The sequence below is a fragment of the Nocardia sp. JMUB6875 genome, assembly GCF_041154655.1.
Taxonomy (GTDB): Bacteria; Actinomycetota; Actinomycetes; order Mycobacteriales; family Mycobacteriaceae; genus Nocardia.
Map to the genome: position 1 here is coordinate 1 of NZ_BAAFGR010000071.1, position 14,725 is coordinate 14,725.

13 protein-coding genes are annotated in these 14,725 nt (G+C 66.3%); 9 read left to right on the forward strand and 4 right to left on the reverse strand.

Going from position 1 to position 14,725, the window contains the following annotated elements; translation table 11 throughout:
* The first annotated feature begins 106 nt into the window (after positions 1-106).
* From ACAM49_RS19585 to ACAM49_RS19615, 7 genes are all read left to right on the forward strand, one after another.
* Positions 107-430 (forward strand): hypothetical protein, encoded by a 324-nt coding sequence (locus ACAM49_RS19585; protein ID WP_369636972.1) that lies wholly within the window; start codon positions 107-109, stop codon positions 428-430.
* A gap of 123 nt (positions 431-553) precedes the next feature.
* The gene (locus ACAM49_RS19590; RefSeq protein WP_369636973.1) at positions 554-1,705 is read left to right on the forward strand and encodes an epoxide hydrolase family protein; all 1,152 of its coding nucleotides are present in this window, start codon (positions 554-556) and stop codon (positions 1,703-1,705) included.
* Between the two features lie 90 nt (positions 1,706-1,795).
* The gene (locus ACAM49_RS19595; RefSeq protein WP_369636974.1) at positions 1,796-2,968 is read left to right on the forward strand and encodes an epoxide hydrolase family protein; all 1,173 of its coding nucleotides are present in this window, start codon (positions 1,796-1,798) and stop codon (positions 2,966-2,968) included.
* Positions 2,969-3,090: 122 nt separating this feature from the next.
* Positions 3,091-3,684 (forward strand): HD domain-containing protein, encoded by a 594-nt coding sequence (locus ACAM49_RS19600; protein ID WP_369636975.1) that lies wholly within the window; start codon positions 3,091-3,093, stop codon positions 3,682-3,684.
* A 296-nt stretch (positions 3,685-3,980) separates the two neighbouring features.
* The gene (locus tag ACAM49_RS19605) at positions 3,981-4,310 is read left to right on the forward strand and encodes a DUF4913 domain-containing protein (protein WP_369636976.1); all 330 of its coding nucleotides are present in this window, start codon (positions 3,981-3,983) and stop codon (positions 4,308-4,310) included.
* 593 nt (positions 4,311-4,903) lie between these two features.
* Positions 4,904-5,641, forward strand: a complete 738-nt coding sequence (locus ACAM49_RS19610; RefSeq protein ID WP_369636977.1) for a class I SAM-dependent methyltransferase — start codon at positions 4,904-4,906, stop codon at positions 5,639-5,641.
* Between the two features lie 216 nt (positions 5,642-5,857).
* A complete protein-coding gene (locus ACAM49_RS19615) occupies positions 5,858-6,721 on the forward strand; it encodes a hypothetical protein (RefSeq protein WP_369636978.1) in 864 nt (287 codons plus the stop codon).
* Positions 6,722-6,755: 34 nt separating this feature from the next.
* Here the strand turns inward: ACAM49_RS19615 and ACAM49_RS19620 are convergent, their stop codons facing one another.
* Both ACAM49_RS19620 and ACAM49_RS19625 read right to left on the reverse strand, forming a co-directional pair.
* Complete coding sequence (locus ACAM49_RS19620; RefSeq protein WP_369636979.1) at positions 6,756-7,571, reverse strand: hypothetical protein; 816 nt, start codon at positions 7,569-7,571, stop codon at positions 6,756-6,758.
* A 246-nt stretch (positions 7,572-7,817) separates the two neighbouring features.
* Positions 7,818-8,270 (reverse strand): MarR family winged helix-turn-helix transcriptional regulator, encoded by a 453-nt coding sequence (locus tag ACAM49_RS19625; protein WP_369636980.1) that lies wholly within the window; start codon positions 8,268-8,270, stop codon positions 7,818-7,820.
* A gap of 85 nt (positions 8,271-8,355) precedes the next feature.
* Here ACAM49_RS19625 and ACAM49_RS19630 point away from each other — a divergent pair, with 85 nt between their 5' ends.
* Positions 8,356-10,155 carry an ABC transporter ATP-binding protein gene (locus tag ACAM49_RS19630; protein ID WP_369636981.1) on the forward strand — a complete coding sequence of 600 codons (1,800 nt, stop codon included), beginning with the start codon at positions 8,356-8,358 and terminating at the stop codon, positions 10,153-10,155.
* Position 10,156: 1 nt separating this feature from the next.
* Here the strand turns inward: ACAM49_RS19630 and ACAM49_RS19635 are convergent, their stop codons facing one another.
* Complete coding sequence (locus ACAM49_RS19635) at positions 10,157-12,196, reverse strand: CocE/NonD family hydrolase (RefSeq protein ID WP_369636982.1); 2,040 nt, start codon at positions 12,194-12,196, stop codon at positions 10,157-10,159.
* A gap of 99 nt (positions 12,197-12,295) precedes the next feature.
* Here ACAM49_RS19635 and ACAM49_RS19640 point away from each other — a divergent pair, with 99 nt between their 5' ends.
* Entirely contained in the window at positions 12,296-13,087 is a 792-nt protein-coding gene (locus ACAM49_RS19640; protein WP_369636983.1) for an SDR family oxidoreductase, read from the forward strand.
* Here the strand turns inward: ACAM49_RS19640 and mdlC are convergent, their stop codons facing one another.
* Positions 13,088-14,680, reverse strand: a complete 1,593-nt coding sequence (gene mdlC / locus ACAM49_RS19645) for a benzoylformate decarboxylase (protein ID WP_369636984.1) — start codon at positions 14,678-14,680, stop codon at positions 13,088-13,090.
* Between the last annotated feature and the right edge of the window lie 45 nt (positions 14,681-14,725).

Consider the following 14,725-nt stretch of genomic DNA (forward strand, 5'->3'; position numbering starts at 1 on the left):
CCTCCCCACGACCCCCAACCCACTCCCCCGATCGCTTGGCCCCAAAATGGGGATGCACCGCATGGCGGGGCCCTTCTAGGCTCCGTCCATGAAGCTCATTGCATGATTGACGATTTCGCTGATAGCGGCCGCCTTGGCCGCATGGCTCTCCACGGGTACCGGTCATGCGGTTACCTTCGTGCCGGACAAGCTGAGGGTGATTGTCAGCCATAACCAGATAGTCGGCTTCGAAGGGCAGTTGGCCGAAACCACGGTCGGGGTCACCGAGCGGGTGACCGTCACCGTGGGTGATGCCTCGGGCAGTGTGGACGCCGACTTTGTCGACGTGACCCTGACAGTGACGGAGGAAGGTCCCGACGGTGGTACCAACAGCCTGAGCACTTCTCTATGGTGCGACCTCATCTCGACCGGCGATGGCCGCTGCTCGTAACCTGCCTCCCGGTCCAGCGGACAGCCAGAGCTCCAGGTGCGAGAGCCGCCGTGCCGCACGACACACCCGCCGGCTGCCCGAACTAGGACAGTTCCTGACCTGCGTCGACTCTAAGTTGAGGTCATGAACGCTGACATCATTCCCTTCCGGATCCAGATCCCGCAGGTTGAGCTCGATGATCTGCGTGAACGGCTCGCCCGCACCCGTGCGCCCCACCCGGTGCCGGGCACCGGCGCGGAGTGGGACCACGGCATCGCCCCCGACTACCTGCGTGAGCTCGCCTCGTATTGGAGCGACGGGTTCGATTGGCGCGCACACGAAGCCGAGCTGAACACGCTGCCGCACTTCGTGACCGAGATCGACGGGCAAACCATCCACTTCCTGCACCTGCGCTCACCCGAACCCGACGCCACCCCGCTGCTGCTCAACCACAGCTACCCGACCTCGTTCGTCGAGTTCCTCGCCGCCAGCGGGCCACTGACCGACCCGCGTGCTCACGGCGGCGACCCGGCCGATGCGTTCCACCTCGTGATCCCATCGCTGCCCGGGTTCGTGTTCTCGAGCCCGCTATCGGCGCGCGGCTGGAACCTCGACCGGACCGCGCTGGCGTTCGGCGAGCTGATGACTCGGCTGGGTTACGACCGCTTCGGGGTCGAGGGCGGCGACATCGGGGCGGGTGTCACCGGCCGGGTGGCCGCACTGCTACCGGAGCGGGTGATCGGCGCGCACACCCACGGTGACCGGCTCCAGCTCGGCATGGTCGGCGAGGACCTGCCCGTCCCCGAGGGCCTCGACGCCGACGAGCGCAAGCAGCTCGAAGCGGCACAACACAGTTGGGCGCAGATGAAGGGCTACCGGGTGCTGCACTCGACCCAACCCAACGCCCTGTCGGCAGGCCTGGCCGATTCCCCGATCCTGCAACTGGCCTGGATCGCGGAGAAATTCGTGGAATGGGCCAATCCCGCCACCCCGATCAGCCGCGAGAACATTCTGATCACCGCGAGCCTGTACTGGTTCACCCGTACCGGGCCCGCAGCCGCCGACTTCTACTGGGAAATGGCCCACGCCGAGAACACCGGCTGGGGCGGGCCCTCCCCGGTGCCTCAGGCCCAATCCTTGTTCTACAGTGACGCTTTCGTGCGCAAGGTCCTCGGCGCCGGCGACAGCGTCGCCTTCTTCCGCGACCACGCCGAGGGCGGCCACTTCCCCGCCTTCGAAGTCCCCGACCTGTTCGTCGACGACATTCGGGCCTTCTTCAGGCAACTGCGCCAGTAAATCCCCAGGGGGGCGGGCGGTGACGCCGCGCCGCTCCCTGTCTGGGGCCTCGTCCCCGTTTCTGCTCCCCAACCGGAAAGGTGACCTGTGATGGCGACCACAAGCCTCGACACGGTGTCCGGATCCACAGACATCCGCACGTTCCGCATCGATGTCCCCCAAACCCAGCTCGATGACCTGCATCGACGGCTCGACGCAGTGCGCTGGCCCGATCATGCACCCGGCGTCGGCTGGACCCAAGGCATCCCCCTGTCCTACATACAGGAGCTGACCCGCTACTGGCGTGAGACCTATGATTGGCGCGCCCAGGAGGCCCGGCTCAACGCCTTCCCACAGTTCCGCACCGAAATCGACGGACACGACCTGCATTTCATCCACGTCCGCTCCCGCGTCCCCGACGCGATGCCCCTGGTTCTCACTCACGGGTGGCCGGGATCGATCGTGGAATTCCTGGGCATGATCGGCCCGCTGATCGACCCGGCAGCCCACGGCGGCGACGCCCGCGACGCCTTCCACGTAGTCGTGCCGACCCTGCCAGGCTTCGGGTTCTCCGGACCCGCGGTCGGCTGGACCGCCGAGCGGGTCGCCCGAGCACTAGCGGTGTTGATGGCGCGGCTCGGCTACGACCGCTACGGCGCGCACGGCGGAGACCTCGGCTCCCAGGTCACCCGCCATCTGGCGAGAGTCGATGCCGAGCATGTCACCGGCATCCATGTCACCTCGATCCTGTCCGCCCTCATCGACCCCGCCACCGCCGACCCCGACGACCCCGCCGATCAACGGGCCCTGGCCGCGGGCCGACGCTGGAACACCGAGATCGGCGCCTACTGGATGCTCCAGGCCACCCGACCACAGACCCTTGCGTACGGATTCACCGACTCGCCCGTCGGCCAAATGGCATGGATCGCTGAACGATTCAAAGACTGGACCGACTCCGCCAACGCTCCCGAAGACGCGGTCGACCGCGAAGCCATGCTGACCAACATCATGATCTACTGGCTCAACGCCACCGCCGGCTCAGCAGCCCGCTACTACTTCGAAGACGGCCTCACCTGGGCCCGGCCCGGCCCTCGCATCGAGGTCCCCGTCGCGGTCGCCCAATTCCCCCACGACATCTCGGTTTCGGTGCGCCGCATCGCCGAACCAACCCACAACATCGTGCGCTGGACCGAATTCGACCACGGCGGCCACTTCCCCGGACTCGAACAGCCCGCCTTGCTCATCGAAGACCTCCGCCACTTCTACCGCCACCTACGCCACTGAATCCCCGTCGCCTCACGGCATATGTCTGTATTCACCAGCCCACGACCGATTCTGAACACCCGGGCCGCGGCTGTGTTCGCGTGGGTCAAGCGATCCGATCTTGTGGGGATTACCGTGGTCGAGTGACCTCAGGTGTGCTCGAGCGGGCATTGACCGACCAACCCGAGCCTCCGCTTCGCCCGCTGCCCGAGAGTGCTGCGGCGATCCTTCGGGCGCTCGACGCCCCGCCGCGGCTGGCCGCACACTTGCGAGCGGTTCACAACGTGGCCTGCCAGCTGGTCGATTGGCTGCAGACCACCTACGAGACGGTGCAATTCGACGCCGATTCGGTGTTGTTCGGTGCGGCCACCCACGACATCGGGAAGGTCCTGCATCCTGCCGAACTGTCGGGCCCCGGCTCATCGCACGAGGCCGACGGGTACCAATTACTGCTCGCTCATGGAGTGAGCGAAAACGCTGCGCGGTTCGCACGCACCCATGCCGCGTGGACCGAACCCGACATCGACATCGACGATCTTCTGGTGAGCCTTGCCGACAAGATCTGGAAGGCCAAGCGGGTTCCCGAGCTCGAACAGCTCATCGTGCAGCGTGTGGCCTCGATCAGCGGGCAAGAACCCTGGCAGGTCTTCATGAACCTCGACGAAGAACTCGACAGAATCGCGGCCGACGCCGATCAGCGACTGGCCTTCCAAGCCGCCTACCCGATCACGACATAGACTGCGCCACAATCAATCCGCGCTCAACATGCGGCTCGCGTGTGTGCCAACCGTTGTGTACCGGAAGCCTAATCCTCGGTGGGCTGCTGCCATTCGTGAACGGATGCACTCAACTCGGCTACTTAAAAGGCTGGTGGCGGGAGCAGTGAATCGATGCCCGGGGTCGCGCTGGCACGGGACGTGAGGGCAACCGTTCGGGTCGGTATCGGACTACGCAGTCGGTCTGGTCCGAGCGCGCCCAACCTCTTGCGGCCGAGTATGTTCAGTGTTCTGTGGACCCCAGCAACCTTCCGCCGGTGTACGGATCCGTCGTTGAATTCGTTGAGAACTATCTCAGTCTTCTGTATCGGCGAGAAGTCGGGAAGGGCCGTCGAGTGTGGTGTCCGCAGTGGTGGTCCCACGCTGAGGCCGTCACGCGACTGGATGCTGTGTGGCGGGCGTGGGAGCATTACCGGATCGACAGCAGAACGGGTTTGAGCGTGTGGTTTCTCGACCACGCCGATCCGCATATGAGGGTCCTGTTCGACCCCGACGGCCCCTTCCAGTTTTGCTCCACCGCATCCGGACACTCCGACGAAATGCCGCCGCTTCAGCTGATCGCGACGCCGCCGGGTCTCTACGAGTAACCCTGAACCGTTGCGCGCTCGGCACACCTGTTTTCGAGGTGTCGGCCCCCCAGTCCTGCAGGTAGTGCAGCACCAGGGAGGCGATGACATCGTCGAAGGCGTTGTCGGGGAGCAACAGTGGGTTCGCAAGGTCAGCGACACGCAGGTCCGCGCCCAGGCGAGCTCCAGCATCGCGGGCCGCCAGTAGTAAGCGTCTATTAGGCTGGTCTCTTTCTCTGCCGCGTACCCCTCGGCGAGGCCGTCGTTGTACGCCCGGGCGGGGTCGGCGGGCCAGAGCAACGTTCCGCCAATGGAACTGTCCTGTGGTGACGGCGTCCCGGGTCGCGGGTGCAACCGGGTCGCCGTGCGCGCCAACCGAGCCAGCAGAGGGAAGGCGGTGGTGACGTCGAACGGCCGCGGAGGAGTAGTTGGGGCGCTGGACAAGCTGTGATCTTGCCAAACAGCTCTGGCAACGACGGGTTGCCACCGAATCTCGGCAGCCGACGCGCTACATTTCCGGAAGTCGGCAGAAGCGTGCGTTCGCGAGATCGCCTGGCGGTCAACCGAACCGCGCACTCAGCGGCATCCGCTACCGCCGTGTTAGCGTCGGGTAGGTGGGGACAACAATTCGGCGGACAGACTCCGGCGGCGCGGCAGCGTATGACCCGATCGCCAAGGCCTACGCTGAGGAGAACGCGAAGAGTCTCCTCAACGAGTACTACAACCGGCCTGCGATTCGGGACCTGCTCGGCGACGTGAGGGGTAAGCATGTGCTGGATGCCGGGTGTGGCTCGGGTCCGACGCTCGTCGACCTCATCGAAGGCGGGGCGACTGCGGTCGGAATCGACGGCAGCCAGGCCCTGATCGACATCGCCACGGACAGGGTCGGGGGCGCCGCGGAGCTACACGTCGGGGACCTGGCTGCCCCTCTTCCGTTCGGTGACAACACATTCGACGACGTTGTGTGCTCCCTCGCGCTGCACTACCTCGAGGACTGGCGCTCACCGCTGGCGGAGATGCGGCGTGTGCTCAAGCCTGGCGGCCGTCTGATCCTCTCGGTGGAGCACCCGCTGGTCATATGGTTCGCGCAACTTCAGGCCGGCGAGACCACGAACTACTTCGCCACGCGCCGGCGCAGGGTGACCGATATGGCCGGGCAGACCGCAGACCTCACATTCTGGGATCGGTCCCTGTCGACGATGTTCCAGACATTCTTCGACAGCGGATTCCGCATCACCCGCGTCGAGGAACCGGCACCTGCCCCGGAAGCGTTGGAGCGGTTCCCCGAGTTCTTCCAGGACCGCGAGGACCCGAGGTTCCTGGCCTTCCTGTTCCTGGTGTTGGAGTCCTGACTCCAACGCCGCTCCAGCCCGCCGAACGCGGTTCAGTCGGACAAGCTCGCTCATCGCCAGAAGCGGACATTCGAAATAGCCCCAGCAAGCCCTATGCCACGAAAATGCATTGGAGCAGGCGTCTTCTCGACGTTTGCCTGCCAGATTGCATGCTCGTCGAGCATCCGGAACTCGGCTGGTATGTTTGGTTCCGATCAGGCCGACGGGGAGGGCTGGATGGGCGGCGAACCTGTGACGGCACTGCGTGACTTCCAATTGTCGATACTTCATCCGATGTGCACGAGCGCCCCGACGGAGGCCGTAGGACTGCTTGATCGAATCGGTGCGACCTACGCCGACACTGCGGTCGCGCAGGCGCGGTGGTGGTTCGGTGACGCCACGAACAACTTCACTACGATCGCTGAGTACGTAACAGCCTGGGGCGCGCCGGATTCGGAAGAGGTCGAACGTTACGGCGAGCGGGAGATTCAGTCGGCTCGATGGGATTTGCCGTTCTGGCCCGGCATGCAGTTCGAGTTCAGGGCGATAGGGCCTCGTCTGCTCTTCCATCGAATGCTTCGGAAGCCGGGAGTGGCTGTGCCGCGGTTGGATTCGATTGCGGATTTGATCCCTTGGTCGTGTACGAAGGAGGAGTTTCTGGGCTCGGGTCTGGGGCCGTTCGATGAAGACCGCGACCTCGGCTCGATCGGGAACCGAATCGACTTCGAGGCGGTCGACCCGCAGTCCGGGCGCAGGCGTCCCTATCGTGCCCGCTTCGACTGGGATCTGCTGCAATCGGTCGAGCCGGTGCTGGTGCGGCTCGGCAGACCGAATCCCGTACCTGTCGACGAGACACCTATCGACGAACTCATCTTGACCAGGCAGATAGGCCGGGCTGTGCTGAGAATCCATGCCGAGATCGAGGGAAATATCTACGACGCGATGGCGGATTTCCAGCACCGCTACGCACGCCTGGCGCGCGAGCGTCCGAACGATTTCACCGTTGACGAGCGCCGTACCGACTACCGGCATCTGGCCGACACCATAGACAGCCTCCTGTCGCCCGGCAGTCGGCGCAGTCATCTCGCAGATGAATCGTGAAGGGGCATAGGCGAGTAAGGATCCTCAGACGATTTCACTCGTTCTCGGGAAGTCGTGGTTCCGTGTCGGATGAAAGCCGTTCGCTGCCGGGAGCGTTGACCGGAACCGGACGAGTGATGACCAGGCGGCTGAGAGCGTCTAGCACCGCGTCTTCGGGGGAAAGCGGTTCGCTGTCGGGAGGATAGATCGGTTCGGGGCGGGTTTCGAACAAGTAGTCGCGGAAGGCTCGCAGGTACTTGTCCAGGGCGTGTTGATCGGCGAAGCTGGTTTTGGTCGGGTCGAACCACTCGTCGGGTGTTGGGCGCCAGGCGATCATGAAGTCGAGCGCTTCGCGCACCAGCATCCCGTAGGTCGAATCTCTGGCACAGGCCTCGCGCAACGCCGTTGCGCTCGAGCGCATTCCGCGGCCGTATTCGGCGCTGTGCATGGTTACCAGCGGCCACAATAGGCTGCCGATATGTGGGATTTCGTCCCACCACGTAGCCTTCGCGCCCAGGGTCTCACTAGCTCGCCTGGGGTGTGATTGCGGGACAGGTGTCGGGTAGTCGCGGGGTGCGCCTCTGCGGTCGATGTTGCGGGTCGGTCCGGTTTCCAGGTTCAGGGGTGGGTACCACACGCCGCGCCATACCGAGACCCCGAGATAGCGGCGACTCACCGGGAGTGGTTCGGCCAGTGAGATGTCGGCGGTAATTCGGCTCACGGGCGGTAACGGTCGGTCGCGGACCAGGTCCGTCACCATCGACAAGCAATCGCGCACATCGAAGCCTGATACACCTACGCCCTCCTGGAGCAGGCCGTCGAAGCGCTCCTGCGTGTCGAATTCGATCCAGAACCGCCGCAAGGTGGTCATCTGTGATTTCCTCCCACCGGCGCCGAAGTCGAACTCCGACCCCGATGTTCCCAGAGTTGATCAGCATCCACCACCCGACAATCGGCATGACGTGCACCGCCCGCCGGTGGTCGCGGGAACCGTGGATGGGCCTATTCCTACACTGCAGCAAGGAATTTGACAGAAATCCGCTCACCGACAGTGGTTGTTGTAGGACTAGGCCCATCACTCGGCATCGCAGTGCGTTCGGGGAGCGGTGGCGTTGGGTCAGTGGGGGGAGTCGGCGGCGAGGGTGGCGAGTAGGTCGCGGAGGGTGTGGCGCTGGGCGGGGGTGAGGGCGGAGAAGATCTCCTCGGCGGCGTCGCGGCGGGCCTCGAACATGCGGGTCAGGGCCTGCCGCCCGGCCTCGGTGGGGGTGACCAGGGTGGCGCGGCGGTTGGCTGGGTCTTGTTCGCGGGTGACTAGGCCCGCGGCGGCGAGGGCGTCGACGACGGTGGTGGCGGAGCGGGGGACGATGCCCAGGTAGTCGGCGAGGGCGGACATGCGGAGGGGCTCGTCGCCGTGCTCGGCGGCGCGGCCGATGACGCGTAGGGCGCGCGCCTGAGCCGGAGTGAGGCCTAGCGGGGACAGGCGGGCCGATTGCGTGCGGCGCATGCGCTTGGTCGTGCGCAGGAACAGGTCCGCGAGGTCGTCGTCGGGGGGCTCCGGGCTGTTCGGCATGATTTGGAGCATAGCTCATTGTCCTCGGAACAATTATGAGTCAGACTCAGTTATAGCGCTTGACTCCCTTTGGAAGGAGGCGCTTGTGGGTTCACAGACGGAACTTGGTCGGATCGTCCGGCTCTTTCAGCCCTATAAGGGGCGGTTGGCCCTGGTTGGGGCGCTTGTTGGGTTGTCCTCGCTAGCTGGGCTGGCTTCGCCGTTTCTGTTGCGCGGGGTCATTGATGACGCCTTGCCGCACGGGCGGACGGGGCTGCTGACGCTGTTGGCCGCGGGGATGATCGCGGTTGCGGCGCTGAACAGTGTGTTCGGCGTGTTGCAGACCTATATTTCTACGGCGGTTGGGCAGAACGTGATGCACGATCTGCGGTCGGCCGTGTATGCGCGGCTGCAGTCGATGCCGCTCAGCTTCTTCACGACGACTCGTACCGGGGAGGTGCAGTCGCGGATCGCAAATGACATCGGGGGGATGCAGTCGACGGTCACCTCGACGCTTACCTCGTTGGTTTCGAACTTCACGTCCGTGGTGGCGGCGGTGATCGCCATGGCCGCGTTGGATTGGCGGCTGACGTTGGTGTCGCTGGTCATGTTGCCGCTGTTCGTGTGGATCAGCCGGAAGGTTGGGTCGGAGCGGCGGAAGATCACCGGGGAGCGGCAGCGGAAGTTGGCGGGGATGTCGGCGATTGTGGAGGAGTCGCTGTCGGTCAGCGGGATTCTGTTGTCGCGCACCATGGGGCGGTCGCCGGCGTTGGTGGATGATTTCACGCGGGAATCGCGGGGGCTGGTGGATCTGGAGATTCGGTCCAGTATGGCGGGGCGGTGGCGGCAGTCGACGATCTCGATCGTTATGGCGGCCATGCCCGCGGTGATCTACTGGGCGGCGGGAATGACTGTGGCGCAGGGGCATCCGATGGTGTCGATCGGCACGCTGGTCGCGTTCACGACCTTGCAGGCCGGGCTGTTGCGGCCCGCCGTCATGCTGCTGTCGACCGGCGTGGATATCCAGAGCTCGCTGGCGCTGTTCGGGAGGATCTTCGAATACCTGGATCTGCGACCGGATATCGAGGAGCCGACGCGGCCCACTCCCATGCCCGAGAAGGTATCGGGGGCGGTGCGATTCGAAAAGGTCGGGTTCGCCTATGACGCCGATCGAGAGGTGTTGAGCGATATCGATATCGAGGTGCCCGCCGGGACCAGCCTGGCGATTGTCGGCGAAACCGGCTCGGGGAAGACGACTCTCGGGTATCTGGTGGCGCGGCTGTACGACGTTACCTCGGGACGGGTGACCGTTGACGGTGTCGATGTGCGGGACCTGTCGTTCGCGGATCTGTCCTCGGCCGTGGGCGTCGTGTCGCAGGAGACCTACCTGTTCCACTCGTCCATCGCCGACAATCTGCGCTTCGCGAAACCCGATGCGACAGACGAGGAATTGCACGCGGCCGCCAAGGCCGCGCAGATCCACGACCACATCATGGGCCTGCCCGACGGCTACGACACCCTGGTCGGCGAACGCGGTTACCGGTTCTCCGGCGGCGAGAAGCAGCGGCTGGCGGTGGCGCGGGCCATCCTGCGCAATCCGCCGATCATGGTGCTGGACGAGGCGACCAGCGCGCTGGACACCAAGACCGAGCGGGAGGTGCAGGCGGCCATCGACACGCTGTCGGCGAACCGCACCACCATCACGATCGCGCACCGGCTGTCCACGATTCGCGATGCCGACCAGATCGTGGTGCTCGATCACGGCCGGGTCACGGAACGCGGCACCCACCGGGAACTGGTGGAGCGCAACGGCTTCTACGCCGACCTGCTGGCCCGCGACGCCTTCGACGACGTCGTGAGCCCGGAGGACGTGGTTGTCGAGGCCGAGGCCGTGCTCGAATCCTGAGCTACCAGCCGATGTTTCCGCCGAGCGGGACGTTCACCCAGCTGGGCGCGTTCGGGTCGAGGTCGATGTGCTGGGGCAGTAGCTGGCTTTCGTTCAGCAGCGGCCGCAGCGGCAGCCCGCGCGGGAAGTTGAAGGCGAAGACGTCGACGCGCAGGCGGTGGCCCGGTTGCAGGACGGCGTCGGTGGCGGTCAGGCCCAGATCGATGGTGGTGGGCTGGCCGGGCACGAGTGGCTGGCGGTCGGCCAGGGTCAGGATCGGGTACGGGTCGGTGTAGTCGCCGTTGGGCGAGCGAGTCGCCTTGTCCTCGTCGACCTTTCGCAGCGAGGCGTTCAGCTGGCCGGAGGTCAGGACCGTGGACTTCCCGTCGGGAGCGACATCGTTGAGCGTGGCCGACCAGTAGCCGTCGGTGGCGTCGAGCACCGTGTTCAGGTGCACGTTCACCGCGCCGGAGATCAGCGTGGCGTCGGCGACCGGCGGGCTGGTGAAGGTCAGCCCGTTGAGTTCCATCGGCCGGGCGTCCTTGGCGCAGGCATCGAGAATCGCGGTGACGCCCGCGGTGATCTGCGCCGAATCACGCGAGCACAGGCTCATGATGCCCGGGCCGACCGTGAGCCGTTGCGGCCCCGCGGGATCGGCGACCAGGCTGCCGTCGTGCACGCTCATCGGGGCGGTCCCGCTGGGCGCTCCGGAGAGGTACAGCCGCCGGTAATCGACTCCGGCGCGCGGGAATTCGTCCGTCGTGGTCCAGGAACCGCCCTGCTGGAACAGCGTCACCGGACCGTAGGAGTCGATGCCGTTGCCGATCCCCTTGAGCCACTTGTCGAACCACGCACGCTGCAGCACGTCCAGCCGCGGCGGCGCGCCCGGCCCACCGAAGCCGCTGCCGGGATTGGCGTGGTAGGTGTCGCCCATGATCAGCTGCTTCTGCCCGGCGGGCAAAGGAATCGCGTCATAGATGCGAGGTTCGGAGTAGGTGAAGATGTCGTGCCAGCCGCCGTAGACCATGGTCGGCACCCGCACCCGGTCGGGATGGCCGAGCCAGGCGCTGCGCAGACCGCTGTCGGGTTCCAGCAGGCTCTTCAAGTTGTCCGGAATCTCCGGGATCGACTGCACCGTCAATGCCTGAATGATGTAGTCGAAGAACGTGAACGGACTCTCCAGCCGGTCGGCGAGCCACTTCCAGTCGAAGGTGCCCGAGAAGATCGACCCGAGATCCGGCAGCAGCTTGAGGGTGTCCACGCCCAGCAACCACGGTGGGATGAAACCGAATCCGAGCGCGCCGCCGGTGGCGAGCACGTCGCGCACCAGGTCGCTGCCGGGTTCCACCGGGAAGATGGCCCGCAGCGCGGCCGGTTGATGCTCGGCGGCCTGCACCTGGTTGATCGCCGAGTACGAGATGCCGGACATGCCGACCTTGCCGTCCGACCAGGGTTGCTGCGCGGCCCAGTCGATGACCTCGACGCTGTCGAGCTGTTCCCGCTCCTGGAAGACCTGCCACACGCCCTCGGAGAAGCCGGTGCCGCGCACATCGGCCACGACCTGGGTGTAGCCGGACTGGATCAGCTTGCGGTCGGCGGTGAAAACCCGTGCGGCGCCGCCCGGCACCAGCTTCACCAGATCCGAGAGCCCGCCCAGGCCGACGCCGGACAGGTCGAAGCCCTGGAGGAATCCCGACAGCACATCCGACAGCCCCGGAATCGACAGCGCCGAATCCGCCAGCATCGACACGAGTTTCGTGTACGGGGTGAGGTTGACGATGGTCGGCAGCGGGGTGTCGACGATATGCCCCTCGGCGTCCATGGGCCTGTACACATTGGCCTTCAGGACGGTGCCGTCGCTCATCGTGATCGGCACATCCCAATCGATGTGCACGCCAGGATATTTCGCCGGACCGTCCTCGGTGGCGGTCCACGCCGCGCCGAGCGTCCCGGCATCCGGCGTGGCCGTGGCCAGTGGCCTGACCAGTGCACCAATGGTGACCGCGGTGGCCAGCAGGGCCAACGCGCCCAGCGTCCGTCCCCGCACATTTCTGAACTTCATCCCGACCCCGTTGCAAGGAACCGCTGCGTACCCAACGGTCGGACTGTAATGGCCGCCACTCCCGATCGCAATGATGCCGGGTTGTCATATGTTGACCGGATGAATGCAGCAGCAGGTGATTTGGCGGGTCGGGTCGCACTGGTGACGGGTGGCGGGCGCGGGATCGGGCGAGCCATCAGCCGGGAGTTGGCCGCACGCGGGGCGGCCGTGGCGGTGAACTGGGCGCGACACGAGGAACCGGCGAACGAGACCGTGGCGGAGTTGAATTCGGCCGGGGCGACCGCGCTGGCCGTACACGCGCCGGTCGATGACGCGGCGGCGGTGGCGGCCATGGTCGAGCGCGTCACCGCCGAGCTCGGGCCGATCAGCATCCTGGTGCACAATGGCGGTATTGCCAGCCGGGGACGCGCGGTCGCCGACACCGATCCCGCGGAAGTCGAACGGCTGCTGCGGATTCAGGCCGTCGGACCGCATCATCTGACCGGACTGGTGCTGCCGGAGATGCGCAAGTGCCCGCGCGGGGACATCATCATGATCAGCAGCGTCGCGGCACACGCGCTGGGCGCGAACGGGGCTCCCTACAACATGGCCAAGGCCGCCCTCGAAGCCCTGGCGCACACGCTGGCGAAGGAGGAGTCCGCCAACGGGATTCACGTGAACATCGTTGCTCCCGGCCTGGTCAGCTCCGATATGGGCGATCGCCTGACCGCCGCGCTCAGCGGCGGCACCCTGAAGCAGGCGACCGATCTCGACGACACCTCCCCGTTCGGCCACGTCTGCCGCCCGGAGGAGATCGCAGACGTCGTGGCCTTCCTGGTCTCCCCCGCCGCCGGATACCTCACCGGCCAGCGCATCGTCGTCGACGGGGGCGCGTACCCGCACCGCGCCTGATCAGTACATCCCGCTGGACTGGGCGCTGACATTGACCTCGATCAGATGCGGTCCCGGCGTCGCGAAGGCTCGCCGCAACGCCGTCGCGGCCTCGTCTGGCGTGGAAACACGCTCGGCCGCAACGCCGTAACCCGTTGCGAGGGAGACGAAGTCGATGCCCTGCAAGGTGATGTCGGGCAGCTGCGCGTCGAGCATGACGGCATAATCCTCGAGCACCTGATAGGTGCCGTTGCGCAGGATGACAAAGGTGACGTCGCACCCGTGACGGGCCGCCGTCCACAACCCGGCGATGGTGTAGTTGCTCGCGCCGTCGCCGAGAATGGCGACGGTCGGGCTGTCGGGCCGCGCCAGGCTCACCCCGACCGCGGCGGGCAGCCCGAAGCCCACGGTGGCCGCGCCGGGCGCGTAATAGGTGCGAGGCTCGGTGATCGGCACCCGATTCCACCAGCCGATCATCGACGGCGCATCCCACACGAATTGCGCTCCGGCGGGCCGGGTTTCGGCGAGCACATCCCAAAGCTGATGCTCGGTGAAATGGCCGCCGACGGGCGCGGGTTCGGGAGCCGGACGGGCCGCCGGTACCGGCCGGGCCGAGGTGGCCACCGCCTCGGCGAGCTGCCACAGCGCCGCCGCCGGATCACCGACGATAGACCAGCCCAGCGGCGCCCGCGCCGCCTGGGCCGGATCGGCGGTGATGTGGATGACCTCGGGATCGCCGGACAGATACGGGCCCGGCGACCAGCCGTGATACGGCAGCAGCGCCCCACCGATCCAGGCCACCACGTCATAGGGCGCGAGCTGCTCACGCACCTGCGCGACCGTCGCCCCGAGCGCACCCCGGAAGCACGGGTGATCGGTGGGGAACGGCATGCGCGAATACTCCCCGCTGCCCAAATACACTTCCGTGCGCAGCTTTCCGGCCAGGGCGACCCCCGCTTCCCACCCGCCGTACTTGTCGACGTCGGGCCCGAGCACCAGCACCGGGTTCGCCGCGTTCTCCAAACGCTGCGCGATCCGATCGATATCCGCCTGCGGCACTTGCGGATTCCCGGATATCCGCCGGGTGGCCGCGTAACCGTCGGTGTCGGAATCGGATTCGCGCCGCCAATCGTCGAGCGGAATCGACACGCACACCGGCCCGGTCGGCGCGGTCAGCGCGCAGGCCGCCGCACGGGCCAGCACCGCCGGGACCGATTGCGCGCTGGGCGCTTCGAAACTCCACTTCACCAGCGGCCGCGGCAGCACGGTCGCGTCGCGGTTGGTGACGATGGCCTCCTCGGTGATCAGGGCCCGGAACTGCTGCCCCGCCAGAATGATCAGCGGCGCGCCGTTGTCGTAGGCGTTGGTGAGCGCCCCCATGCCGGTGGCCAGTCCGGCCGCCGAGTGCACCGAGACCACGACCGGTTTCCCCGAGGCCTGCGCGTACCCGTCGGCTATGGAGATGACCGAGCCCTCCTGTAGCGCCAGGATGAACCGGAAGTCGTCGGGCATGCGGTCGAGGAACGGCAGTTCGTTGGACCCGGGATTGGCGACGACGGTGGTCGCGCCGAAGGACCGCAAGACCGCGTAGGCGGCTTCCCGCACCGTGGACATCTGGACTCCCCTCGTGCACCGGCTGGACATCGATCGACGGAAAGC